Annotated in this window: 24 protein-coding genes; 8 read left to right on the top strand and 16 right to left on the bottom strand. The window is 68.9% G+C overall.

The window, feature by feature from the left end:
- Positions 1-572: 572 nt before the first annotated feature.
- The gene (locus ACWF62_RS13620; RefSeq protein ID WP_452630327.1) at positions 573-1,649 is read right to left on the bottom strand and encodes a hypothetical protein; all 1,077 of its coding nucleotides are present in this window, start codon (positions 1,647-1,649) and stop codon (positions 573-575) included.
- 288 nt (positions 1,650-1,937) lie between these two features.
- Between ACWF62_RS13620 and ACWF62_RS13615 the strand changes: the two genes are divergently transcribed.
- Both ACWF62_RS13615 and istB read left to right on the top strand, forming a co-directional pair.
- A complete protein-coding gene (locus ACWF62_RS13615; RefSeq protein ID WP_452630323.1) occupies positions 1,938-3,326 on the top strand; it encodes an IS21/IS408/IS1162 family transposase in 1,389 nt (462 codons plus the stop codon).
- Entirely contained in the window at positions 3,326-4,177 is an 852-nt protein-coding gene (gene istB, locus ACWF62_RS13610; RefSeq protein ID WP_452630326.1) for an IS21-like element helper ATPase IstB, read from the top strand. Before ACWF62_RS13615 ends, istB begins: the two co-directional genes overlap by 1 nt.
- A 59-nt stretch (positions 4,178-4,236) precedes the next feature.
- Here the strand turns inward: istB and ACWF62_RS13605 are convergent, their stop codons facing one another.
- The 4 genes from ACWF62_RS13605 to ACWF62_RS13590 form a co-directional block, all read right to left on the bottom strand.
- On the bottom strand, positions 4,237-4,917 hold the full coding sequence (locus ACWF62_RS13605) for a recombinase family protein (RefSeq protein WP_452630322.1): 681 nt from the start codon (positions 4,915-4,917) through the stop codon (positions 4,237-4,239).
- 340 nt (positions 4,918-5,257) lie between these two features.
- Positions 5,258-6,382 (bottom strand): GNAT family N-acetyltransferase, encoded by a 1,125-nt coding sequence (locus ACWF62_RS13600; protein WP_452630321.1) that lies wholly within the window; start codon positions 6,380-6,382, stop codon positions 5,258-5,260.
- A 64-nt stretch (positions 6,383-6,446) separates the two neighbouring features.
- The gene (gene pip / locus ACWF62_RS13595) at positions 6,447-7,457 is read right to left on the bottom strand and encodes a prolyl aminopeptidase (RefSeq protein WP_452630320.1); all 1,011 of its coding nucleotides are present in this window, start codon (positions 7,455-7,457) and stop codon (positions 6,447-6,449) included.
- Positions 7,458-7,521: 64 nt separating this feature from the next.
- On the bottom strand, positions 7,522-8,166 hold the full coding sequence (locus ACWF62_RS13590; RefSeq protein WP_452630319.1) for a histidine phosphatase family protein: 645 nt from the start codon (positions 8,164-8,166) through the stop codon (positions 7,522-7,524).
- A gap of 230 nt (positions 8,167-8,396) precedes the next feature.
- On the opposite strand from ACWF62_RS13590, the gene ACWF62_RS13585 reads away from it, so the two are divergent.
- Positions 8,397-8,969, top strand: a complete 573-nt coding sequence (locus ACWF62_RS13585; RefSeq protein ID WP_452630318.1) for a hypothetical protein — start codon at positions 8,397-8,399, stop codon at positions 8,967-8,969.
- 690 nt (positions 8,970-9,659) lie between these two features.
- Here ACWF62_RS13585 and ACWF62_RS13580 read toward each other — a convergent pair.
- The 3 genes from ACWF62_RS13580 to fbaA all read right to left on the bottom strand — a co-directional run bounded on the left by ACWF62_RS13580 (position 9,660) and on the right by fbaA (position 12,421).
- Positions 9,660-10,205 carry a recombinase family protein gene (locus ACWF62_RS13580; protein ID WP_452630317.1) on the bottom strand — a complete coding sequence of 182 codons (546 nt, stop codon included), beginning with the start codon at positions 10,203-10,205 and terminating at the stop codon, positions 9,660-9,662.
- Positions 10,206-10,470: 265 nt separating this feature from the next.
- Positions 10,471-11,307: an NAD(P)H-binding protein gene (locus ACWF62_RS13575; RefSeq protein WP_452630315.1), complete on the bottom strand. Its 837-nt coding sequence runs from the start codon at positions 11,305-11,307 to the stop codon at positions 10,471-10,473.
- A gap of 79 nt (positions 11,308-11,386) precedes the next feature.
- Positions 11,387-12,421, bottom strand: coding sequence for a class II fructose-bisphosphate aldolase (fbaA, locus tag ACWF62_RS13570; protein WP_378508917.1), 1,035 nt, complete (start codon positions 12,419-12,421; stop codon positions 11,387-11,389).
- 168 nt (positions 12,422-12,589) lie between these two features.
- Here fbaA and ACWF62_RS13565 point away from each other — a divergent pair, with 168 nt between their 5' ends.
- Positions 12,590-13,324, top strand: a complete 735-nt coding sequence (locus tag ACWF62_RS13565; RefSeq protein WP_452630325.1) for a VTT domain-containing protein — start codon at positions 12,590-12,592, stop codon at positions 13,322-13,324.
- 2 nt (positions 13,325-13,326) lie between these two features.
- The gene (locus tag ACWF62_RS13560; protein ID WP_378508918.1) at positions 13,327-13,977 is read left to right on the top strand and encodes a DedA family protein; all 651 of its coding nucleotides are present in this window, start codon (positions 13,327-13,329) and stop codon (positions 13,975-13,977) included.
- Here ACWF62_RS13560 and ACWF62_RS13555 read toward each other — a convergent pair.
- The 6 genes from ACWF62_RS13555 to ACWF62_RS13530 all read right to left on the bottom strand — a co-directional run bounded on the left by ACWF62_RS13555 (position 13,962) and on the right by ACWF62_RS13530 (position 18,478).
- Positions 13,962-14,702: a MerR family transcriptional regulator gene (locus ACWF62_RS13555; protein ID WP_452630314.1), complete on the bottom strand. Its 741-nt coding sequence runs from the start codon at positions 14,700-14,702 to the stop codon at positions 13,962-13,964. The genes ACWF62_RS13560 and ACWF62_RS13555 overlap by 16 nt on opposite strands.
- Complete coding sequence (locus tag ACWF62_RS13550) at positions 14,695-15,171, bottom strand: DUF6194 family protein (RefSeq protein WP_452630313.1); 477 nt, start codon at positions 15,169-15,171, stop codon at positions 14,695-14,697. Before ACWF62_RS13550 ends, ACWF62_RS13555 begins: the two co-directional genes overlap by 8 nt.
- A 52-nt stretch (positions 15,172-15,223) precedes the next feature.
- A complete protein-coding gene (locus ACWF62_RS13545) occupies positions 15,224-16,381 on the bottom strand; it encodes a glycoside hydrolase family 76 protein (RefSeq protein WP_378508921.1) in 1,158 nt (385 codons plus the stop codon).
- A 34-nt stretch (positions 16,382-16,415) separates the two neighbouring features.
- Positions 16,416-17,096, bottom strand: a complete 681-nt coding sequence (locus tag ACWF62_RS13540) for a TrmH family RNA methyltransferase (RefSeq protein WP_378508922.1) — start codon at positions 17,094-17,096, stop codon at positions 16,416-16,418.
- Between the two features lie 55 nt (positions 17,097-17,151).
- Positions 17,152-17,730 (bottom strand): DUF6636 domain-containing protein, encoded by a 579-nt coding sequence (locus tag ACWF62_RS13535; RefSeq protein ID WP_378508923.1) that lies wholly within the window; start codon positions 17,728-17,730, stop codon positions 17,152-17,154.
- A gap of 67 nt (positions 17,731-17,797) precedes the next feature.
- Complete coding sequence (locus ACWF62_RS13530; RefSeq protein ID WP_378571211.1) at positions 17,798-18,478, bottom strand: lysoplasmalogenase family protein; 681 nt, start codon at positions 18,476-18,478, stop codon at positions 17,798-17,800.
- A gap of 120 nt (positions 18,479-18,598) precedes the next feature.
- On the opposite strand from ACWF62_RS13530, the gene ACWF62_RS13525 reads away from it, so the two are divergent.
- The 3 genes from ACWF62_RS13525 to ACWF62_RS13515 all read left to right on the top strand — a co-directional run bounded on the left by ACWF62_RS13525 (position 18,599) and on the right by ACWF62_RS13515 (position 20,980).
- The gene (locus tag ACWF62_RS13525; protein WP_378571165.1) at positions 18,599-19,195 is read left to right on the top strand and encodes a phosphoribosylanthranilate isomerase; all 597 of its coding nucleotides are present in this window, start codon (positions 18,599-18,601) and stop codon (positions 19,193-19,195) included.
- A gap of 66 nt (positions 19,196-19,261) precedes the next feature.
- Entirely contained in the window at positions 19,262-19,735 is a 474-nt protein-coding gene (locus tag ACWF62_RS13520; protein WP_378508926.1) for a MarR family winged helix-turn-helix transcriptional regulator, read from the top strand.
- 24 nt (positions 19,736-19,759) lie between these two features.
- Positions 19,760-20,980 (top strand): MFS transporter, encoded by a 1,221-nt coding sequence (locus tag ACWF62_RS13515; RefSeq protein WP_452630312.1) that lies wholly within the window; start codon positions 19,760-19,762, stop codon positions 20,978-20,980.
- 76 nt (positions 20,981-21,056) lie between these two features.
- On the opposite strand, the gene galK is transcribed toward ACWF62_RS13515, so the two are convergent.
- Both galK and galT read right to left on the bottom strand, forming a co-directional pair.
- The gene (gene galK / locus ACWF62_RS13510; protein WP_452630311.1) at positions 21,057-22,238 is read right to left on the bottom strand and encodes a galactokinase; all 1,182 of its coding nucleotides are present in this window, start codon (positions 22,236-22,238) and stop codon (positions 21,057-21,059) included.
- Positions 22,235-23,362: a galactose-1-phosphate uridylyltransferase gene (gene galT / locus ACWF62_RS13505; RefSeq protein WP_378508985.1), complete on the bottom strand. Its 1,128-nt coding sequence runs from the start codon at positions 23,360-23,362 to the stop codon at positions 22,235-22,237. The genes galK and galT overlap by 4 nt, the downstream gene beginning before the upstream one ends.
- Between the last annotated feature and the right edge of the window lie 146 nt (positions 23,363-23,508).

The following is a 23,508-nucleotide window of genomic DNA, read 5'->3' as shown; positions in this document are numbered from 1 at the left end:
CGACACGTTCGAGGCGGCCTACTACGCTCAACCATCGACTCCCCAACCGGAGATGTCGCCAGCATAGGAGCGGCCAGATTCCCGGGTCGGTTCACCTCCAGCGCAGCAACTACGCGAAGGGAAAACTGAGCGCGGAGCGCCAAGAAAGGCTGGGAAATGTTCCGGGTTGGGAGTGGGCTGTTTCGTAGCTGCATCCCGGGGATCGGAACCGTTGACGCGGGACTGTTGCATCGACGAGGTGAACTCGCCCAGTACACGTCCGTGGCCTTCACCGACTGTCGCCGAAGCCGGTATCGACACCTCGGTCGGGGCCACAGGCACCAGCAACGACGACGCCCGAACGGCAGCTCAGCCGATAAGAAGCGTTACGGAATTCATGCTGGTGGAAGCCGGTTTCCGATCATCACATCGGCCGGCGGCGGGGGTCGGGAATCTCCGATGGTGACGGGTTCGGGCATCAGATGAGATTCGTCCAGTTTAGTGGTAACGCGACGTATTCGACTATGACGAATGCAGTCCCTCAGTCCGCAGTGCTGCTTGGGCCGACTGTCCGAGCGGCCCGGGAACCTCCGCTACTGCAATCGGTGGGCTTCGTCGACCCAGGCGAGGTGCCTGCCGGTGGTGTCGCACAACCAGGTCCGGAACTCGCCGTTGACGTCTGCGATGTCGGTAAGCCAGTAGGTGACGTCGGGAGTCCACCCCGCGATGACACTGGCCGTGTCAGCATCCACGTCAATCGCGGTGCCCGCAGCCGCGAGGTATCCCGCCACCGTGAGGTGCACGCCCGCGTATTCGTCGGCGATACGTGTCCAGTCGGGAACGACCCACCGTCCCGATCGCCCGGTGGTTCGGTACCAGTCGTGTCGCTTCTGCGCGGTCACCTCGACGGGGAACCGTCTGCACAACTCTGCCCACGCCTGCGCGCTGTCGACCTCGTACACGCGGGCTCCGGCCGGGATGCTCACCCGGCGCATCACGGCGCGCTCCCACCCCATGCTGTCCTCGACGAACCACAACTCCGCCGGCGTCCCGTCGGGGAGCTGTCGTGTCGAGGACCGGGCCAGCGGGGTTGACCACCACTCGGCGGAGTAGTTGGCAGACGGGTCGGTCGGGCGATCACGTGCAGCCCGCTCCTCTGCTTCGGTGGTTTCCTCACGCCAGAAACGAAGGCGTTCGGCGGCGGTGGACGCGGGGGGAGTAGGAGGGTCGGGGCGATCATCACCCCAGGTCCACAACGCCCATTGCTCGGTTCCGGCGGGCCCTGCAGTCCACCAGTGCGTATGGGGCGATCGGGCGATGTGTTCGGCGATCCGGCGGAGTTCGCAACGTACCGGTTCGGTGGTGGTGAGCACGTCCTCACCCTCGGGGTCCTGCCAGTACCTCGCCGAGTCGACCGCGTCGGTGAGCGCCGATCGGAGCCCGGTCGGCGTCACGTCGTGAAGTGGCACCGTCGACAAGCGATGCGCAACATCCTCCGGCGTGACGACGGTCAGGGCAGCTTCGTTCGCACCGGACCCAAACGACACTCGCCCACCCTCGCGAGCGGACTCGAGGTGATACGCGGCCAGCGTGACCGCGTATCGGAGGGCATCGTTGTCGTCGTCGAGTCCCTGAACTCGTTCGGCCTCCAGTGCGAACGCCAGCAGCAGCCGGCGCCCACGCGGACCCGCCAACAAGACATCCGTCGTACTCAACTGTTCCGCCACCGCGCCTTCCTCGACCAGCTGACTTCACCATGTTTACCAGCCTCACCACCCGAAGCCCGAGGCCCACAGGACAATCCCGAGGATTCGGTGTAACTGATGGCGCTCATTGAAACTGCTCAACCCTGCTCACCGAAAGTGCTCACCCGTGTGGCACCGCCAATGAGGGCGGGTCCCCTTCGATGCTGGTGGTCTCTGACCACGCATCGGCTATCGAAGGAGACCTGCTTTCTCATGCTGACATGGGAGGACGATGTGGAAGTACATGCCCTGCACAAACGAGGCTGGACGATCTCGGCGATCGCCCGGCACACCGGTCGTGACCGGAAGACGGTTCGTGCGTATCTGAACGGCACCCGCAGCCCTGGCGTGCGTAAACGCGCTGTGGTGGACCCGTTCGAGGTGTTCGTCGCCTACGTGACCGCCCGCCTGATCGACGACCCGCACCTGTGGGTGCGCACCTTGTGCGACGAACTCAAGGACCTCGGCTACGCGATGTCCTATCAGACGCTGACCCGCAAGATCCGCGAGCTAAACCTGCGACCGGTGTGCCAGGCGTGCCTGACGGCGACGGCGCGGCCGAACGCGATCATCGACCACCCGCCGGGTGAGGAGACGCAGTGGGATTGGGTGGACCTGCCGAACCCGCCCGCGGCGTGGGGGTGGGGTCGGGTGGCACATCTGTTCGTCGGGACGCTCGCCTGTTCCGGGAAGTGGCGTGGGGTCCTGGCACCGGCGATGACGCAGCCGCAGGTCGTCGACGGACTCGACCGAATCTGCCGTGGCCTCGGCGGGGTGAGCCGGGTGTGGCGGTTCGACCGGATGGCGACGGTCTGCCATCCCGAGTCCGGGAAGGTGACCGCGAGCTTCGCTGGCGTCGCGAAACACTACGGCGTGTCCGTCGCGATCTGTCCACCCCGGCGCGGGAACCGTAAGGGTGCGGTGGAGAAGTCGAATCACACTGCAGCGCAACGCTGGTGGCGCACACTGCCGGACGATCTGACGGTCGAGCAGGCGCAGGCGAGTCTGGACCGGTTCTGCCGACTGCGTGGCGACACCCGACTGCGGGCGACAGCGGACGGGAAGGCATCGGTGGCGACGATCGCCACCTCGGAGGGGCTGCATCCGATGCCGGCGACCGCGTATCCGGCGATCCTGTCCACCGACCGGGTTGTGTCCCGGCAGGCGTTGGTCTCCTATCGGGGTAACCGCTATTCGGTGCCGCCGGAGTTGGCAGCGGCAGCGGTGACGGTCACCCAGGTTCTCGGGGCCGAGGTCATCGATGTCGTCACCGCGTCGGGGATCACCGTGGCACGCCACCGGTTGGCGGCCGACGGGACCGGGGCAACGGTCCGTGATCACGGGCACGTCTACGCCCTCGAACAGGCAGCGATGGACGGCGCGAACACCGGTCGACCACACAACCGGAAAGAACGCATCCCACCCGGCAACGATGCTCTCGCCGCCGCTCAGATGCTGCGAGCGAACCGCGCTGAGTCACACGACGATCACCGCCAGCAGGATCGTGAAAACAACTGCACTGCAGACGAGTCAGCATCGGATGCAGCCATCTACGACTTGTCCATCTATGAGCGTGCCGTCCGGGGAAGGAACACCCTGTGATCACCGACCACACCACCACGCCGTCCTCTGTTCGCCTTCCGGCTCCGAACACCACGGACGCGGCCAGCCTCTATCAACGCCTGCGTGGTCACCTCGCCGTTCTCAAGCTTCACCACGCCGCCGAAGCGTTGCCGTCGGTCCTGGATCAAGCGGCGGCGGAGAACCTGTCGATGACCGCCGCCCTGGATCGCCTGCTGTCGATCGAGGTCGATGCCACCGAAGCTCGCCGGCTGGCGGGCCGACTCCGGTTCGCCTGCCTGCCCACCCCGGCCTCGCTCGACGACTTCGACTACGACGCGGCCGCCGGGGTCGACCGGAAGCTGATCGACGAGCTCGCCACCTGCCGATACCTCGAGACAGCGACGAACGTGCTGCTCATCGGTCCGCCCGGGGTCGGAAAGACACATCTGTCGGTCGGGCTGGCCCGGGCTGCGGCGCACGCCGGCTATCGGACCTACTTCACCACCGCCGCCGATCTGGCGGCCCGCTGCCACCGCGCGGCAATCGAGGGCCGGTGGGCGACGACGATGCGGTTCTACGCCGGGCCGACCTTGTTGGTGATCGATGAACTCGGCTACCTGCCACTGCCCGGCGAAGCCGCCTCTGCGTTGTTTCAGGTTGTCTCGCAACGGTATATGAAGACATCAATAGTGCTCACCACCAACCGGGGGGTCGGGTCGTGGGGCGAGATCCTCGGTGACAACACCGTCGCAGCAGCGATGCTCGACCGGCTCCTGCACCGCTCCGTCGTCCTCAATCTCGACGGTGACTCCTACCGCCTCCGCGACCACCACGCACGATCGGAGAAGCTCCGACAAGCCGCCACCGGAACCCGACAACCGTTACAGTGAACCCAGCTCACGGGTGGGGAAAATCCTTGAGCACGACTGGGGAATCTTCTTGAGCCTCGTCACTCGGCGCGGGTGGTCGGTTCGTGCCCGCAGGTCGGGCAGGCGCGTGTCGCTCTGCGTACCGGAGATTCGGGTTCGGCGGGCGTTGTGGCGGTGGGTGTCTCGGTGTCTGGCGGGGCGCTGTCGGTCTTCGTCAGGTGCCCGTACAGGGTGGTCCGATTCACCCCGAGCAGGCCGGCGATATGGGCGACGGTGTGTTCGCCGGCGTCGTAGAGGCGTTGGGCGTGTTCGATCTGTTCGGCGGTGAGTTTCGGGGGCCGGCCGCCCTTGCGGCCGCGGGCTCGGGCTGCTGCGAGTCCGTCGCGGGTGTTGGCCACGATGAGCTCGCGTTGGAGTTCGGCGAGTACTGACAGCATCCCGAACATGGCGCGCCCTTCGGGGGCGGCGGTGTCGATGCCTTGTTCGAGAACCCGCAACCCCACGCCCTTCTCCCGGAGTTCCGCGCCGATGGTGATCAGGTGCAGCACCGACCGTCCCAGCCTGTCGAGCCGAGTGATCGTGAGTTTGTCGCCGTCGCGCAGCAGTTTGAGAACCAGGTCCAGCTTCGGGCGTGACGACTTCGCGCCGGAGGCGTAGTCGACGTGGATGTCGCCGAGCGCGACACCGGCACGGAGCAGCGCGTCGATCTGGTGGTCCGGGTTCTGGTCCTCGGTCGAGACGCGGGCGTAGCCGATCAACATCGGTGTCGAGAATACGACACGGCATGGTTATTCGACGTTGATTCTCGACTCGGGTTTTCGACAGATGCGACCTGGGTCGGCACCAAGGTGGTCGAACCCGTCGAGAAACGATCGTTATCCGTCAGTGTCCGAACAGCGAGATGGGCCGCGGTGCCAGAGCGTCAGCTACTGCACCCCATGCCGCAACGGCTCCTTGAGGTCGAACCTGTAGTCGTCCCTGACCAGGTGTTCATGCGAATTTCGTTGTTCTGTGCGCGATTGCTACGGGAACCCCAAACAGGACGGGCATAGCGAGTCTGATTCGACGGCATGAACGGATCTATGGCGCCCGACTCGGCCATTAGACCGAGGCCGGAGCAGCGGAACGCAACTTCTCAATGAATCGACGGAAGTGCGGATCGAACTGGTGGGGGTCGCTCGTCAGTACTTCGCTCGTTGTCCACCACCGGCCGCCACGAAATTCATGGGGATCGAGGGTGAACCGCGTGTCGCGACGGGCTGCGACCACGTACCAGAGGCTGACATCGACATGGTTGTTGTCGGCCCCCACGGTTGCCGTGACCGTGAGGAACATCGGCTCAGTTCCAGCGATGGTGAAGTCGGCTTCTACGCCGAGCTCTTCCCTCGTCTCCCGTCTGGCCGCAACGAGGGGGTGTTCGCCGGGTTCGACGTGCCCGCCGGTGGGGAGCTGAAGCCCAGATTTGATGTGGTCGACGAGGAACACGCTCTGATCGGATGGGTCCACCACGACCGCGTAGGACACAAGGTGACGTGGTGGAGTGGCCGGCTTAGCGCGGCGGAAGATGTCGTCGGTGCTCTCGACCCAGGAGAGAGTATCTGAGAGGTGTTCACGCTCGAGGTCGTCGAGTGGCTCGATGTTGGAAATGAGGTCGTGGACGGAGCGAACGACAGGATGCATCGACCGATCGTTCCAGGAGCCACCGACACGCACTGTGCGTACTCGGTTGTGGCCTGGGGAGGGATCGTCAAACAGAACACCTCCAGCCAGCCAGTGAGGGTCCGCGAGCAACACATGCCGCAAGGCCGCTCGGAAGCGCTCGACTCCGGGATACAGCTCGCCGAGCGATGTGGTGCTGAAGCCGATCGACCGGTAGAACCCGACTGCTTCGCGATCCGTCTGAGCTTCGATCGGGTCTCCGGGGTACTGCGCTTCAACCCACCGGACCATCGCGGCGCCCACACCTTTCCGTTGCCAGTGCCGGTTCGTGGCGATATGCAGCAGTTCGGTTCTGCCGTAGGTATTCCGATAGTCAGTGTGTCGGTAGCCGACGATCCCGACGAGACGGCCATCTGCGAACGCCGCCGCCAGCTTCGCCCGCCCGGCTAGATAGCGCGCACGGACACGATCGAGCCGCTCGGGATCTGATCCACCCGCAGCGAGTCCCAGCAGGTCGACAACACCGTCGACGTCAGCGGTTGTCGGCTCGATCACGAATGCCGTCACGGCAAACGACGTTACAGCGACAACCCGTCCCCCCTCATCGATCGCCATCCAGGACCGACTGTGGTCAGCGACGAACGTCCGCACTCACACCGTTCAGCCGATCAAGATCGGGTTGGCGAGCGTCGGCCGTCCTCGCGAAAGAGTTGATCGCTTCGACGAACTCGCTGATGAAGCTCCCCCCGCCGTGGCCAGCATCGTCGACGACGACGAGCTGGCTGCCGTCCCACCGGCGGGAAAGCTCCCACGCGGTGTCGAGCGGGCCGGACACGTCGTATCGACCGTGCACGAGAATCGCGGGGACTCCAGCGAGCCGCGTCACGCCGTCGATCAGTTGGTTCTCGCGCAGGAAGTGATCGTTGCCCCAATAGTGGGTGACCAGGCGCGCGAACACCATCCGGAAGGCGGGGTCCTGGTACCTGCGGGATGGCGTCCATCCGGGAGCGAGCGAGATGTGGGTGTCCTCCCACGCGCACCAGCGCAGCGCTGCGTGCTCGCGAACAGCGGCGTCGGGATGGGCGAGCAGACGCCCGTAGGCCGCGGCGAGGTTGCCTCCTCGCTCGCCCTCCGGGACCGGCTCGATAAACCGCTCCCACTCCCGGGGAAAGATGCGCCGCATATCGCGGGTGATCCACTCGACTTCCATGCGTCTACCCGAGGTGATCGCACCGAACGCCATCCCGATCACCCGATCGGGATGCGCTTGCCCGTAGGCCAACCCGAGGCACACGCCCCAGGACGCACCAGCGACGACCCATCTTTCGATTCCGAGGTGTTCTCGAAGACGCTCGATGTCGGCGATGAGATGACCGGTCGTGTTCGTGGAGAGGTCGGTGGCCGGATCGTCGGCACGGGGTGTGCTGCGCCCGCAGCCACGCTGGTCGAACAACACCGCACGAAACGCGGTCGGGTCGAAGAACCTGCGCATTCCCACGGTGCACCCGGATCCCGGACCTCCGTGGAGATAGAGGAGGGGAAGACCCGTCGAGATGCCGATGGTCTCCCAGTACACCGAGTTGCCATCGGACACCGCGAGGTGCCCCGAGTCGGACGGTTCGATCGCTGGGAACAGGTCCATTCGGCCGAGTCTGTCATGGCATGCGCACCGACCGAGTTCCCGGCGGCGTCCCTCTCGTCGATCGCTAAGCCGGACCGACGACCGGCCGAAGGTGGCCGAGATCCCCGAGAGTGTGCAACGTGCGGTTGTAGAAGTAATCGTCCTCCCGAAGCACGGTGATGCTGCCGGGGTCGGCACGGAAGGACGCGTAAGAGCAGGCGGCGATCGGCAGTCGTAGCCATGCAGCGATAACCCAGCTGGCAGAGCCGCCGTGAGTGACGATGATCTGATGCTCGGAATTTTCAGCTGCGATGCGATCGGTTGCGCGATAGACACGCGTGACCCACTCCATTTTCGTCTCCGCGCCCTCGATCCCTTCGTCGTGGTCCAAACGCTCGCCGACCCGCGGCGGGGCCACGAAACGTGCGTCAAGCCATGCCTGAGGACGCCCTCCGGCGATCCCGTATGACTTCTCGCGTAGATCCGGCAGAAACACCGGCTCAAGGCTGAACAGTTCCGCGATGGGACGGGCGGCCTGGACGGTGCGCTGGAGATCCGACGAGTACAGCGGCGGAACGGCACCAGGCGGAATGAGCTCGCGCAGACGCGCCGCGATCACCTTCGCATCAGAGCGACCTCGCGCGGTCAGCTCGGAGTCGTACCAGCCGCCGACGATGTCATCGACGTGGTGAGTGGCCTCGGGATGGGCGACCACATAGATCCATCTCATACGCCCCCCTCCAACATTCCGAGTGGGCAGTCAGTCACGATACGGACATCGGGTTCACCACAGATCTTGTCGATGTCGCTTCCCGGTACACGGTGGTCCCTCGCCCATTCCCCTGCCTGGTCGACCATCCGGTCAGATTGCCACAGAGCCGTCGGCGACTCGGTCGCCGTCCCAGTTGTTCTGTACGGGGATCGACGAGGGGGACGGTGTCGCTGTTAGCGTCGCCTGCCATGACAACATTCGTGGTCGAGCCGACGAGCGCTGACGTCGACGGTGTTGTCGACCGCGACTTTCCGGACTTCTGGTACAGAGGAGTCATGAGCCTTCTGCTGGGCATGGCCGGGATCGTCGGGTTCGTCGTGGCGCTCGATCGAGTGGGGGTGTGGGCGGAAAAATGGGGTTGGATCCACTGGCGCCGGATGGGTGGAGGCAACGGTGCGGCGGGATTGTTCAACGCCGCGCAAGAACTGATCACCCCGTCCACCCGGCATGCGGTCGAAGAGCAGCATCGACTGCAGACGACGCGACTCACTCACAGCGCCGACGGGTCACCGTTCAGCCTCGACCCCGACCGCGGTGTCATCTACCTACACCGCAGCGCGACCAGCCCTGCGAACGACACCAATCCACGCCGCGAGCAAGCTGGGCGCGATGCTGGCACTGATCTGGATCAGTCCCCAATCCACAGTTGGCGGGTTGACGCCGCGGCTGAGGAGGCTCTCCATCGTCGGGCCGACACCGCTGGCAGCCAGGTCGACTTGTCGAGAAACAACGTTTTCCGACACGATGAAGCGCGTAACTGACGCTGGTGAGTTGCGGCGATATGTGGCGCTGTTCTCGGCCGCCGTCAGATGGCGTTTAAGTTCATCCAAGGTGCTGGCGCGAGGCGTCGTCGCCCGGGTCGAGATAGTCCGGTATCGCCCTTGCAGGGCCAGATTTGCCGTCCCGTCGTCGTTGGCATCCTCGACGGTGGCGACGTCCCGGATCGTGCTACGTGTCCAGTCCGTTCGTGATTGCTACACGTAGGGAGTCGTGCGCAGGGGTGAGGGCATGGGAGGGATCGGTCCACCGGTCTGAGGGGTAGAGCCACACGGGCATATGGCGGTATTGCTCGGGTTCCCATTCGTGTCGGGGCCAGATGTGGGTGTGGAGGAAGGCGTCTGTGTTGCCGAGGATCTCGATGTTTACTCGACGAAATTGGCTGTCAGCCTGTCGGCAAGCGTGCTCGACGGCGCTGGCGAGTCGGTCGATACTCTCGAGGTAGGCGAGGCATCGTGGCCGTGGGAGGTCGCTGAGCTGGGTGATGGTGGGATCGTCGGTCAGTAGGACGCAGTAGCCGGGCAGCCATTGGACGTCGCCGATCGCGGCGAATGCTTGGGGTAGCCGAGCGAGGACCGTCGGGTTCTGCCCACGTAGTGCTGATTCGACTCGGGCCTGTTTCCAGTCAGTCACGGCGCCGATTGTGCCCGCACGCGCTGCGATCGCCCAATGTCCTACTTGAGGTGGCGGTACAGCGTGGTGCGGCCGACGTCGAGGATCTCGGCGATCTCGGTCTGGGTCATCCCGTTGTCGCGCATGACCTTTGCCTGCTTGACCTTCGGGGTCATCTTCGCTGGCCGGCCACCGACGCGGCCGCGGGCCCGCGCGGCGGCAAGGCCCGCACCGGTGCGCTCGCGGATGAGGTCCCGCTCGAAGGCGGCGAGGGCACCGAAGATGGAGAAGATGAGCTTGCCGCCGGCGGTGGTGGTGTCGATCGCCTCGGTCACCGATCGGAATCCGACGCCGCGGGCCTCGAGGTCCTCGACCGTCTGGAGCAGGTGCGGCAGGGAACGTCCGAGGCGGTCGAGTCGCCACACCACGAGGGTGTCCCCGTCGCGCAGGTGTGAGAGCAGGTCGTCGAGCTCCGGACGGGCGGTGGTCGCACCGCTCGCGGTCTCGGTCCAGATCCTCGAACACCCCGCCGCGCTGAGTGCGTCGCTCTGCAGATCGAGGGTCTGGTCGGCGGTGGAGACCCTCGCGTAGCCCAAAAGTTCGCTCACGGGCGGTGAGTGTTCCACAACTCACCGACACCGCTGATTCTGAAACGTCGGTTATGGACACGAGTTTCGGAACACTCGTCGTCGCCGGTCGCCGATCCGGGCCGGCGACGTTTCATATACGGTCGTTTCCAGAACATCGGTCAGGTAGCCGCCGAGTGGGATGCGTTCGGCATGCGCGGCCAGTCTCGGGACGTCTCGGAAACGGGAAGAGCCCCGAAACCCTGGTAGTCGGCCGTGAGGACGTCACAGGTCAGCGCTCGACCGGTCACAGGTCGGCGAGCGGCGGGAACACCGCCGCGATGCCAACCGGGTCACGGTGCAGCACCCGCCGCACATCGCCGCTCACCCGGCCCAGGTCCCCGTTCGCGATCGCGGCGTAGGAGCTGACCCAGCCGTCCACCTCCCACCGCTCGGCGCCGAGACCGGCGCGGGACGCGTACGCCTCGTCGAGGGTCTCGCGGTGGTAGCCGATCGGACGTCCCAGCGCCGCGGTCAACGCGTCCGCGACGTCGGCGAGGGACAGCGCGGCCGGGCCCGTCAGCTCCAGCGTCCGCCCGTCGTAGCGGTCGGTGCGCAGCACCGCGGCCGCCGCCTCGATCACGTCGGCGCGGGCCACCATCGCGGCGCGCCCGTGCCCGGCGGGGCCGCGGATGACGTCGTCGGGCCCGATCATGCCCGGCATCAGGTCCAGGTACATGTTGTCGCGCAGGAACGTGAACGCGAGGCCGCTGTCGCGGATCGCCTGCTCGGTGTCCCAGTGGTCCCGGCCGAACGTGAACGTGCAGTGCGGTCCCGCTGCGACGAACGAGACGTAGACGATGCGTCGCACCCCGGCCGCGACCGCCGCGTCGACGGCCTGCCGCTGCCGGGCGGCGCGGTCGACGCTCTCGACCGCGGACACCATGAAGAAGGTGTCCGCGCCGCGCAGCGCGTCGCGCAGGGCCGGGTCACCGAAACTCCCCCGGGCCGCGGTCGCGCCGGGCAGGGCGGGGAGCCGGGACGGGTCGCGGCCGATCAGGGTGGTCGGCGTCCCCGCGGCGGCGAGCAGGTCCGCGACTCCCCCACCGATGTGCCCGCTGGCCCCGGAGACGGCGATGCGCATGAGGCCAGCGTAGATCCGCGCGGACGAGGGCGCAGTCCCCGAGCCGCGACCTGCGGGGACCGCGCCCTCATCGGATGCGCTACGCGGAGACGGACCGTCCCGCGGACTTGAGGTCGTTGCACGCCTCGACGACGCGGGCGGTCATGCCCGCCTCGGCCTTCTTCAGGTAACTGCGCGGGTCGTAGACCTTCTTGTTGCCGACCTCGCCGTCAATCTTGAGGACGCCGTCGTAGTTGGCGAAGAGGTGCCCGGCGATCGGCCGGGTGAACGCGTACTGGGTGTCGGTGTCGACGTTCATCTTCACGACACCATTGCGCAGCGACTCCTCGATCTCCGACTTCAGCGAGCCCGAGCCGCCGTGGAAGACGAAGTCGAACGGCTGCGACCCGGCGGCCAGCCCGAGCTTCGCGACGGCCGCGGCCTGTCCCTCGGCGAGGACCTCCGGCTTGAGGACGACGTTGCCCGGCTTGTAGACGCCGTGCACGTTGCCGAAGGTCGCGGCGAGCAGGTACCGGCCGTTCTCGCCGACGCCGAGCGCGTCGACGGTCTTCTCGAAGTCCTCGCGCGAGGTGTACAGCTTGTCGTTGATCTCGGCCTCGACGCCGTCCTCCTCGCCGCCGACCACGCCGATCTCGACCTCGAGGATGATGTTCGCGGCCTTCGACAGCTTCAGCAGGTCCTGCGCGATCTGCAGGTTCTCGTCGATCGGCACGGCCGAGCCATCCCACATGTGCGACTGGAACAGCGGGTTCCGGCCGGCGTTGACGCGCTCCTGCGAGATCGCGAGCAGCGGGCGGACGAAAGTGTCCAGCTTGTCCTTCGGGCAGTGGTCGGTGTGCAGCGCGATCGTGACGTCGTACCGGGCGGCGATCACGTGCGCGAACTCGGCGAGCGCGACGGCGCCGGTGACCATGTCCTTGACACCGAGACCGGAGCCGAACTCGGCGCCGCCGGTGGAGAACTGAATGATGCCGTCACTACCTGCGTCCGCGAAGCCCTTGATGGCCGCGTTGATCGTCTCGGACGAGGTGCAGTTGATGGCAGGGAAGGCGAAGGAGTGTTCCTTGGCCCGACCGAGCATCTCGGCGTAAACCTCGGGAGTTGCGATGGGCACGGCGGCTGACCTCCATGTCGGCGTGTCTGGTGCGCGTCGGCCGGTCGTGGCGGCACACGCGTGGTCCTAGCAGTATGGCAACTTCGACGCGCGACGTCGCGTGCGCGTCCGCGGATCGGGCGCCCGGTGGCCGGCCCGCCGGGCGTCGGTACCCTGGTCCGCGTGAATATGCAGGCAGCAGCTGACCTCGTGACCGATGGCCGGGATTCCGTGACGAACCTGGCGCTGCTGCCGGGCTTCCTCGACCCGGTCAACCTGTTGAACTCGTTCGGCACCTGGATGCTGGTGGGTCTGCTGCTGGTGGTGTTCATCGAGTCGGGTCTGCTGTTCCCGCTGCTGCCCGGCGACTCGCTGCTGTTCACCGCTGGCCTGATCGCGGCGTCGAAGTCCACCGAGGTCGAGCCGTTCGCGCCGCTGTGGGTGCTGCTGGTGACGATCCCGATCGCCGCGTTCCTCGGCGACCAGGTCGGCTACTGGATCGGCGCGAAGGGCGGCGCCGCCCTGTTCAAGTCGAACGACGCGAAGTTCTTCAAGAAGAGCTACATCGACGAGTCGCACGCGTTCTTCGAGAAGCACGGGCCGATCACCATCTTCCTGGCCCGGTTCGTGCCGATCGTGCGCACCTTCGCCCCGCTGGTGGCCGGCGCGTCGAAGATGAAGTACTCGGTGTTCCTCACCTACAACGTCGTCGGCGCCATCGCCTGGGGTGCCGGCGTCACCCTGCTCGGCTACCTGCTCGGCCAGATCGGGTTCATCCGCGACAACGTCGACCTGATCTTCCTGCTGATCGTGTTCGTCTCCGTCGTGCCGATCATCATCGAGGTCGGCAAGCGGATCCTGGCGTCGCGTCGCGGGGAGCAGGCCGCCGCCGGGGCGTCCGCCTCGGACGAACGCACTCCCTGACCGTGCTGCTCGCCGCCGCCGATCCGGGGCCCTTCGAGAACGTGGGGCCGGTGGTGGTGTGGGTGCTGGTCCTCACGTTCGTCTTCCTGGAGTGCGCGTTCATCGTCGGGCTGTTCCTGCCGGGGGATTCGATGCTGCTGACCGCCGGGATCGTGCTCGCCGGTCATGCGTCCGGCGCTGGCAACGTGTGGGCACTGTCGGCGGGTGCCGCGATCGCCGCGATCGCCGGGAACCAGGTCGGGTACGCGATCGGGCATCGCGGCGGGCACCACCTCGCCGCCCGCCGCGACGGCCGCTACGTGAACACCGAGAACCTGCACAAGGTCAACGCGCTGCTCGACCGCCACGGATTCTGGTCGGTCCTGATCGCGCGGTGGATCCCGTGGGTGCGGACGCTGTGCCCGCTGGTCGCGGGCGCGGCCCGGATGAACCACCGCCGGTTCACCGTCGCCAGCACGCTCGGCGCGCTGGCGTGGGCGCCGGTGCTGCTGCTGCTCGGCTACTACGCGGGCGAATACCTGGAACGGGTGCCGTGGCTGATGCCCGCGGTGCTGACGGTCCTGGTGACCGCGCTGGTCGTCGGCACCGTGGTCGGCGTCCGGCAGTACCGGCGGGAACTCGCGAAACCGCTCGTGGACTACGAGGTGGACTGACGCCGCGCGTTCGCGACGATCGCGTCGTGCACGTACCGGGCGTAGCCGGGGGCGACCGCGTCCCACTCGGCGATGGCCCGCGGATCGGCGACGTACTGCTCGGCCACCGTGACGTGCCGCTGCGGGTCGCAGTCGTGGAACCAGCGTTCCAGGTGCCTGCGGTGCGCCTCGGCGGCCGCGGTGGCGCGGTCGCCGGTGGCGGGCTCCCCGGCGGCGATCGCCTCGGCGAACTCGGCGATCAGCTGCTCGGCCTCGGCCTTGATCTCCCGCCAGTCCGCGCTGCCGTATGCGGAGGTGGCCCGCCAGTCGTCGCCTGCGCCGCGGGCCGCCGCGACCAGGTCCGCGAACCGGTCGGTGCCGAAGATCTCGAGCTGCTCGGCGGCGGAGAGGGCGACGCCGCGGCCGCGGGCCTCGATCTCCCGCTCCAGTTCGGTGAGTAGGGCCGCGATCCGGGCCCGCCGCTGCCGCAGCAGCCGGTGCTGGCGGCGCAGGTGCGCGTCCGGGTCCGGGTCGTCGAGCAGCGCGGCGATCTCGTCGAGCGGGAAGTCGAGCGCCCGGTAGTACAGGATGCGGCGCAGCCGGGCCAGGTCGGTGTCGGTGTACCGGCGGTGGCCCGCTGCGGTCCGGGCGTGCGGTGTCAGCAGTCCGATCCGGTCGTAGTGGTGCAGGGTGCGCACCGATGTCCCGGACATCGCCGCGACCCGGCCGACCGGATGCTCAGCCACGGCGGACGTTCCGCTCGCGGGCCTCGCCGATCAGGTCGATCGCGAGCGCGCCGCACCGCGGTCCCGGATTCACCACGGACACCCACGCCTGGGCCGCGTACACGGGATGCGGCAGCAGCCGGTCCTGCTCCCGGTAGTCGTGGTCGTCGCGGCGGGCGGCGTGCCCCTCGGGCCCATAGCCGAGCAGATCACGGAACCGGTCGCGGCCGACGTGGATGTTCAGCCGGTATACCCCGGCCCGGTCGAGATCCGATGCGGTGTCGAAGCCGGGGTAGTCGCCGGTGACGATCGTCGCGACCGGGAACCGGTCGTCCGGGGCGGCCGCGCCGGCCGGGTAGAGGAAGACGTCACCCCACGCCACCTCGGGGGCGCCGGTCTCCGGGCCCGCGACGTGGACGTGGATCCCGGTCAGCGCGCCGACGCGGGCCAGGGTCTCGTCGAGGGTCCAGGTGTCCTTGGTCGCGGTCATGCCCGCCACGGTAGAACCTGACGCGACGTCGGGTGCAAGCGTCCGCCGCGGGTCAGGCCCGGAACCGTCGCGAGCCCCGCCGCTCGAGGGTGCCCGCCGCGACATATGCGGCCTCCATCAGCATCCACCCGCCGAGCTGCACCGACAGGTCCCGCTCGGCGATGTCGGAGGCGTGCACGGTGCCCCCGGTGAACGTCGAGATCCCGTTGCCGTATCCGGGCATGCGGGCCGAGCGCGCCCAGTCGCACCCGAACAGCGGCTGCCCCTCGACCTGCAGCCGGTTCTCCCAGGCGGCGTCGGCGGAGTCGACGACCAGCTGGGCGGCCAGCCGCCGCGCCCGCTGGTCGGCCTCGGTGTCGCCGGGCAGCTGCGCGGCGACCTGCGCGAGGTAGCGGGCGAGGATCCCGTCGAACAGTCCCCCGTCGCCGCCCCCGCCGCCGACGATCACGCCGTCCTCGGTCAGGTGCTTGTCGACGGCCTCGACGAGGGCGTGCACCCGATGCCGGTGCCGCGGCTCGTCGAGACGCACCGCGAGCTCGGTTTCCATCCCGAGGGTGACGCCCTGGCAGTAGCTGTAGACCGCGCGGTCGAGGATGCCGGCGGGGACCGGCTTCCCGGGCGGGAACCGGATGCCGTCGAGGATCAGGCCGGTCGCCGGGTCGCGGAGGGTGTCGTCGATCCAGTCCGCCATCCCCTGCGCGCGCAGCAGTCGTCCGGTGCGGGCGAGCAGGATCGCGGCGGGTCCGTTCGCCGGCGTGTTGTAGAAGTCGGAGCGGGTCCGCCACGGGATGCCGCCCCCGGACTCCGGGGCCCACGCGTCGAAGACCTGCGATTCCAGGTCGCCGATCGCGGACCGGAAGTCGAGGTGGTGCAGCCGCTGCGCCCGTTCCAACGCGAGGCCGAGCCAGGCCATGTCGTCGTAGTAGTGGTTGGTCCACCCGGTGATGTTCCGGATCCGATGGGAGCGACCGATTTTCGTGATACGTCGCCGCCGCCGCGGGGTGGGGTTGCGGTCGGCCGCATCGACGATGCAGTCCAGGAAGTGCGCCTGCCACCAGTAGTGCCAGGTGAAGAACAGCCGCTCCCGGCGAACCGGGGGCCACGCGACGACGGCGAGGCTGGTGCCGGGCAGCGCCCACAGGCGCCGGACGTGCCGGGTGAGTACCGCCTCCTCCGCGGCGTCCGCCCGCGTCGACCACTCGTGCTGCATGACAACAGATCTTGCCTACTTATGTGACGATTCGCTACCACGACAGTCCGAGATCCGCGTGTTGGCGGATCCAGGCATGCATGGCAATCCCCGCGGCAACCCCGGCGTTGATGCTTCGGGTGGAACCGAATTGCGCGATGGAGACCGTCATCGCGGCCGACTGTTTCGCGTGGTCACTGACTCCGGGACCCTCCTGCCCGAACAGCAGGATGCACTCGCGCGGCAGGTGCGCGGTCTCCAGCGGCACCGACCCGGGCACGTTGTCGACCGCGACGATCGCGAGATCCTCGACGGCCGCGTACTCGAACAGGTCCTCCGCGCTCGGGTGGTGCACGATGTGCTGATAGCGGTCGGTGACCATGGCGCCGCGCCGATTCCAGCGCCTGCGGCCCACGATGTGCACGGCCGACGCGGCGAAGGCATTGGCGGTGCGCACCACCGTGCCGATGTTGGCGTCGTGCCCGAAGTTCTCGATCGCGACGTGGAACGGGTGCCTGCGGGCGTCGATGTCCGCGACGATCGCCTCCCGACTCCAGTACCGGTAGGCGTCGACGACGTTGCGCCGGTCCCCGGCGGCGAGCAGGTCGGGGTCGTAGCGCGGATCGTCCGGGATCGGGTCGCCGTGTTCGAGGTGCCAGGGCCCGACGCCGTGCGGGTGCTCCCCCCACTCGGTGGGTCCGGACTCCTCGCCGCTGTCGGGGCCGATCGCATTCATGACTGCCATTGTCCCGCGCCGGGGGCGTCGGCGGCGGTCCGGGACCCGGGCGCGGTCAGAACGTCTCGTTCGACTCGGCCGCGATCCGGAATCCGTGACCGGTGTCGTCCTTGCGGCAGGTGACGCCCGCCGTTTCGGAGGTGCAGGTGTAGCCAAACGACGCGATGCTCTCCCCGACCGGGAGCACCGGATCGGCCTCGCCGGAGGTGTAGATCAGTCCGCCCGCGCACAGGAATTCCGCCGGCCCCGCGCCGGTGACCCGGATGCCGCTGCCCCAGTTGATCATGCAGTCCTCCGGCTTCGGCGGGACCGGGGTGGTGGTGCCCTGGCAGCCCGCTTCGGTGCGGGTGGCCAATTCGATGATGCCGCATTGGAATCCGCCGGAGGGTGCGGTGAAGTACACGGCCTCGTTGCGGCGATAGGTGGTGGGCGGTGCCGCCGTGGTTGTCGTCGGCTCGACGGTCGTGGTGGTGGCCGGGGCCGTGCTGGTGACGGGCGGGACGGTCGCGGTCGTCGTCGACACCACGGTCGTCGTCGGGGTCGCGACCTCGTCCGCGTCGGATGTTCCGCAGGACGCCAGCAGCGCCGCCGCGGCCACCGCCCCCAGCACCGTCAGCACTCGACGTGAACCCACCAGCACTCCCCTTTCGGTTTGGATCGCGAACGACCCTACGGCGTGCCCGTCGCCGCCGACCCGGCGGCTACGCCGTCATGCCCTCGACGAGAAGCGCCTGCGCGGCGGCATAGCTGGCGAGGACGACACCCTCCGCCGCCCGACGTCCGGTCTCGCCGCGGACGAACAGGCGACGGATCACGATCAGCGCGTCGGAACCGGTGAACAGCAGCCCGCCGAGCCCCAGCCTGCTCCGCGGGTCGGCGCCGGGAACGACGGTCCCCGCAACGACCCGCGCGCCCGGCGCGAGCGCGGGGTCCGCGGACAGCGTCGAGGTGGTGCCGAGGACCGCGCCGTACGCGGTCAGGGTCGGGGCGACGCGACGGGCCCTGGCGCGCAGCAACCCGGCCGCCCCCAGCCACCCGAGCAGGCGCGGCACCAGGGCCGGCGCGGTCGGGCGGGCGCCGCGGCGGGCCAGGACCGCCGAGTAGCCGAGTTGCATGACCGCGAACGAGCGGGCCCCGTTCGTCAGCCGGGTGTCGTCGTCGGGGTCGATCATGAACACGTCGCCGACGGTCGCGGCGGCCAGCGACCCGAGCAGCAGGGCAGTGTCGACGCGGTCCCGGCCCGTGCTGCGGCGCAGCACCCGGGCGGCAAGGGCCGGCGCGATCAGGGGTTTGGCGATCCGCTGCAGCCGCTCGTCTCCGGTGACCGCGCCGACCACCGTGGCCGCGCTCGCCCCGAGGAACACCACATGCTCGACCTTCATCGTCATCCCTTCGCTCGCCGATCCGTCCGCCGCGAGCGTAGCCACCGCCCCGGCGGGCGTGGGACGATCGCGCCGCACCGAATATCCTCGGGTCCAACACCCGATGGAGGATCCGAACCCATGACGTTCATGAAGATGTGCGGCCTGCGCGACGAGGCGACGGTCGACCTGGCGGTCGGCCTCGGCGCGGACGCCGTCGGGTTTGTGCTCGCGGCGAGCCCCCGCCGGGTGTCGCCCGAGCGGGCTGCGGAACTGCGATCGCGGGTGCCGTCCGGAACGCTCGCGGTCGGGGTCTACGTCGGCGTGCCGCTCGCGGAGGTCGTCGCAACGGCGCGCACCGCGAACCTCGACCACGTGCAGGTGCACGACCTGCGGTCCGCCGCGGACGTCGCGCAGCTGCACGCGCACGGGTTGTCCGTGATCCGCGCGGTGAACAGCGGCGGCGCCGCCGACCCGGCCGAGACCTTCGGCGCGGACCTGCTGCTGGTGGACGGCGCGGTCGCGGGGGCCGGGGTGACGTGGGACTGGCAGGACCGCAGCGCCCTGCCGACCGGCCGGTGGATCCTGGCTGGCGGGTTGACCCCGGACAATGTGACGCGGGCGGTGCGGACGTCGGGCGCGTGGGGCGTTGACGTCTCGAGCGGCATCGAATCCGATCGGGGCGTGAAGGATCCGGCCCGGATGGCCGCATTCGCGGACGCGGTGCGCTCGGTGTGATTCGGCGACCTCCCCCGCAGCACGCCGGTTTACATATATAGTTGCGCTATGCAATAATTTGCTTCCATGGCGACAGCAGACGACCCCGGCGTGCACACCGACCCCGAGACCGACCTGCGTCGGGCGCTCGCGGAACTCGTCACCAACGCGTCCCGCTTCACCCGGCTCGCCTCGTCCATCTCGACCGACACCAAGCCCCGCCCGTGGATGCGCGCCCTGTCCCTGCTCGAGGAGTACGGCCCGCTGCGGGTCAGCGAACTTGCCCGCCTCGACAGCTCCTCCCAACCGACGGCCACCGCCCTGCTCAAGCAGCTCGGCACCGCGGGACTGGTACGGCGGCAACGTGATCCGGAGGACTCCCGCGCCGTCGTGGTCGAGATGACCGAGGACGGACAGGCGTGGCTCGCGGCGGCGCGCGACCACGTCGGCGCCGCCCTCGCCGCCCACCTGCACGGCCGCGACGCCGACCGCGTGCAGCGCATCTCCCGGGGCCTGCACGATCTCCGCGCGGCCGTGAAGAACTCGCAACACAGTCAGTAGCAACACATTCGACGCACGAAGGAGGTGACCGTGACCACCACCGCCACGGCCCCGACAACCCAGCCGGAGAGCACCAGCATCCTGCACCAACCAAAGGCGGTGTGGGCGGTCGCCTTCGCCAGCGTGATCGCCTTCATGGGCATCGGCCTTGTCGACCCCATCCTCAAGCCGATCGGCGAGGAACTCGACGCGACGCCCTCCCAGGTGTCCCTGCTGTTCACCTCCTACATGCTGGTCACCGGCGTCGCCATGCTGGTCACCGGCGCCATCTCGAGCCGCATCGGCCCCAAGCGCACGCTGCTGACCGGGCTCGCCATCATCGTGGTGTTCGCTGCCCTCGCGGGCACCTCCGACACCGTCAGCGGCATCATCGGGTTCCGCGCCGGCTGGGGCCTGGGCAACGCCCTGTTCATCGCGACGGCACTGGCCACCATCGTCGGCGCCGCGTCCGGCGGTGTCGCGAAGGCGATCATCCTGTATGAGGCCGCGCTCGGCATCGGCATCGCGGTTGGCCCGCTGGTCGGTGGCATCCTCGGCGATGTCAGTTGGCGCGCACCGTTCTTCGGCGTCGCGGTGCTGATGGCGATCGCCTTCATCCTGATCGTGGTCATGCTCCCCACCACCCCGGCCCCGAAGTCCGGCCGCACCTCGCTGGCCGCCCCACTCCTCGCGCTGCGACACCGCGGCCTGCTGACGGTCGCGGTCACCGCACTGCTCTACAACTACGGGTTCTTCACCCTGCTCGCCTACACCCCGTTTCCGCTCGACATGGGCGCCTACCCGATCGGCTTCATCTTCTTCGGATGGGGTCTGGCACTGGCGATCTCGTCGGTGTTCCTGGCGCCGCGCCTGCAGCGCCGGTTCGGCACGCTGCCGATGATGATGCTGGCGCTGGCCCTGTTCGCGGTCGACCTCGCGGTGATGGCACTGTTCACCGACAATAGGGCGATCCTCGTCGTGTGCGTGGTGCTGGCCGGACTGTTCCTCGGCGTCAACAACACCCTGATCACCGAGACCGTGATGATCTCCGCGCCGGTCGAGCGTTCGACGGCGTCCGCGTCCTACAGCTTCGTCCGGTTCGTCGGCGGTGCTGCCGCGCCGTGGGTGGCGGGCAAACTCGGTGAGTCCCACGCGAATCTGCCGTTCTGGGTCGGTGCCGCCTGCACCGTCGCGGCGATCCTGGTGCTCGCGACCGGCCGCAAGATCCTCGCGCACGTCGACTCACCCCCCTCCTCCACGGATTGAATGGGGGTTCATGTGCCATCCGGTCGCCGGAATTCGCACATGAACCCCCATTCAACGCATTGCGAGGGGGCGGCGGTCAGCAGATGCGGTGCGCGGGGCCGCCGCCCGCACCGGCCAGGAGGAACCCCGGTGTGACCAGTCCGCGGGACGCCGCCGCCGACGCCACCGCCGCGGCAACCCGGCCGATCGCGGACTCCTCGACCAGCGCGATCGCCGAACCGCCGAACCCGCCGCCGGTCATCCGGGCGCCGAGCGCACCGGCGGCGAGGGCCGCGTCGACGGCACTGTCCAGTTCGGTGCAGGACACCTCGAAGTCGTCGCGGAGCGAAACGTGCGACGCGGTCAGCAGCGGACCGATCTCAGCGACCCTGCCCGACGCCATCAGCGCCACCGTCCCCCGCACCCGTGCGATCTCGGTGACCACGTGTCCGGCGCGCCTGCGCAGCGTCCGGTCGGCCAACCGGGCGACGTCCGACGCGTCGGCGGCACGCAGCGACGGCACCCCGAGCCGCTCGGCGGACGCCTCCACCGACCGCCGACGCTCCGCGTACTGCCCGTCGACCAGGCGGTGCGGGGCGCGGGTGTCGATCACCAGCAGGGCAAGACCCTCCGCCTCGAGGTCGACCGGGACCGGGGCAACCGAGCCGTCCCCGGAGTCGACGAGCAACGCGTGACCGGCGGTGGCGCGCAACGCGATCGCCTGGTCCAGACCGCCGGTGGGGGCGCCCACGATCTCGTTCTCCGCGGCGACGCAGCACCCGGCAAGCCGGGCCCGGCCGGTGTCGTCGGTCGTCAGCCCGACCAGGTCCGCGACCGCGATCGCCAACGCGCATTCGAGCGCGGCCGAACTCGACAGCCCGGCGCCGATCGGGACCGCCGACACGACGGTCACATCCGCGCCGAAGTCGTCCGGCAGCAACCCCTCCCGGCGCATCGCCCACGCGACCCCGGCGAGGTATCCGGCCCACCCACCGGGGGCGCCCGGCGCGACCTCGGCGACCGTGCCGTCCCACCGGGCCGCGCCCGACCGCACCCGCAGCACGCCGTCGGCGCGCCCGCGGACGGCGACCGCGGTGCGATGCGGCAGCGCGATCGGCATCGACAGTCCGCCCGCGTAGTCGACGTGTTCGCCGATCAGATTGACCCGGCCCGGCGCCGACCACACCCCGTCCGGGTCCACCCCGAACCAGGAACGAAACGCCAACGCCGCCGCGACCGCAAGATCGGGGGCGGGGATCGGCGCCACCCACTCGGTCACGAGCCGGTCCCGCCGGGCGCGACCTCCCGCAGTCGTGCCGCAATCGCCTCCGGCGTTGCATCGGAAATCCACGCCCCCATCCCGGATTCCGACCCCGCGAGGTACTTCATCCGGTGCGGCGCCCGCATCGGCGAGAACACCTGGAGGTGCAGCCTGCCCAGCTCGCGGCCGACACCGATCGGCGCCTGGTGCCAACCAGCGACGTACGGCAGCGCGGTGACGCCGTCGAAGAACCGGTCCAGCCGGGAGAGCACGTCGCGGTACACGGAGGCGAGTTCGTCGAGTTCCGCGTCGGTCAGCTCGGTCAGGTCCGCGACGTCCCGGTGCGGCGCCACGTGCAGCTCGACCGGCCAGCGGGCCGCGGCGGGGACGTACCCGCTCCAGTGCCGCCCCTCGAGGACCATCCGGCGTCCCGCGCGTCGTTCGGCGTCGAGTACGTCGCGCAGCAGGACCCGACCGGTGCGGGCGTGGTGGGCCCGCGACTGCCGGAGCAGCGCCTCGGTCCGCGGCGGCAGCGCGGGGTACGCGTAGATCTGGCCGTGCGGGTGCCCCAACGTCACCCCGATCTCCTCGCCGCGGTTCTCGAAGCAGTACACCTGCGTGATCCCCGGCAACGCGGACAGTTCCCGGGTCCGGTCCACCAGCGCCGCGAGGACGGTACGCACCCGCGCCGCAGACAGCTCCGCGAACCCGCGGTCGTGGTCGCTGGTGAAGCACACCACCTCGCACCGGCCCGCCGCCGCCCGCTGGGCCCAGATTCCTTCGCCGTCAACGTGTTCCGTGGCCGGATCCGGGGCGCTGCGCGCGAACGACGGAAACCGGTTCTCGAACACCGCGACGTCGTAGTCGGCGGCGGGAATCTCGGTGGCCGGGCCGCCGGGGCCGGTCGGGCAGAGCGGGCAGTCGGCGGTCGACGGCAGGAAGGTGCGGCTGTTGCGATGGGAGGCGAGGGTGATCCACTCGCCGGTCAACACGTCCTGGCGCATCGTCGACGTCACCACGGTGGGCGGCAGGGCGCGGTGATCGCGCAGTTCCCGGGTCGCGCCACCGCTGGCATAGGGCTCGGTGTCGTCGAAGTAGAGGAGCTCACGCCCGTCGGCGAGCGTGGTCGCGGTCTTCCGGATCGGCACGCGCCCACGATAGGCGCCTCCGGCGCTGTGGGGGGGTTTTTCCCCCCCCCGGGGGGAAAAAAACCCCCACCCCAAAAAGGCCTTCCAGGCCCAAACCCCCACCCCCCACCACCACCCACCCCCCCCCCCCCCCCCCCCCC

It is taken from the genome of Rhodococcus sp. NPDC054953, assembly GCF_053609225.1.
Note: the sequence above shows the minus strand (reverse complement) of the source record. Positions and strands in the feature narration are given on the sequence as shown.

Excerpts from the sequence above, each read along its gene's own strand:
- ACWF62_RS13585 (WP_452630318.1), top strand. The coding sequence starts at position 8,397 with ATGACAACATTCGTGGTCGAGCCGACGAGCGCTGACGTCGACGGTGTT.
- pip (WP_452630320.1), bottom strand. The coding sequence starts at position 7,457 with ATGGACCTGTTCCCAGCGATCGAACCGTCCGACTCGGGGCACCTCGCG.
- ACWF62_RS13525 (WP_378571165.1), top strand. The coding sequence starts at position 18,599 with ATGACGTTCATGAAGATGTGCGGCCTGCGCGACGAGGCGACGGTCGAC.
- ACWF62_RS13615 (WP_452630323.1), top strand. The coding sequence starts at position 1,938 with ATGCTGACATGGGAGGACGATGTGGAAGTACATGCCCTGCACAAACGA.
- ACWF62_RS13550 (WP_452630313.1), bottom strand. The coding sequence starts at position 15,171 with ATGACCGCGACCAAGGACACCTGGACCCTCGACGAGACCCTGGCCCGC.
- ACWF62_RS13565 (WP_452630325.1), top strand. The coding sequence starts at position 12,590 with ATGCAGGCAGCAGCTGACCTCGTGACCGATGGCCGGGATTCCGTGACG.
- ACWF62_RS13590 (WP_452630319.1), bottom strand. The coding sequence starts at position 8,166 with ATGAGATGGATCTATGTGGTCGCCCATCCCGAGGCCACTCACCACGTC.
- ACWF62_RS13545 (WP_378508921.1), bottom strand. The coding sequence starts at position 16,381 with ATGCAGCACGAGTGGTCGACGCGGGCGGACGCCGCGGAGGAGGCGGTA.
- ACWF62_RS13575 (WP_452630315.1), bottom strand. The coding sequence starts at position 11,307 with ATGCGCATCGCCGTCTCCGGGGCCAGCGGGCACATCGGTGGGGGAGTC.
- ACWF62_RS13605 (WP_452630322.1), bottom strand. The coding sequence starts at position 4,917 with ATGTTGATCGGCTACGCCCGCGTCTCGACCGAGGACCAGAACCCGGAC.
- ACWF62_RS13530 (WP_378571211.1), bottom strand. The coding sequence starts at position 18,478 with ATGAAGGTCGAGCATGTGGTGTTCCTCGGGGCGAGCGCGGCCACGGTG.
- ACWF62_RS13520 (WP_378508926.1), top strand. The coding sequence starts at position 19,262 with ATGGCGACAGCAGACGACCCCGGCGTGCACACCGACCCCGAGACCGAC.
- ACWF62_RS13540 (WP_378508922.1), bottom strand. The coding sequence starts at position 17,096 with ATGAATGCGATCGGCCCCGACAGCGGCGAGGAGTCCGGACCCACCGAG.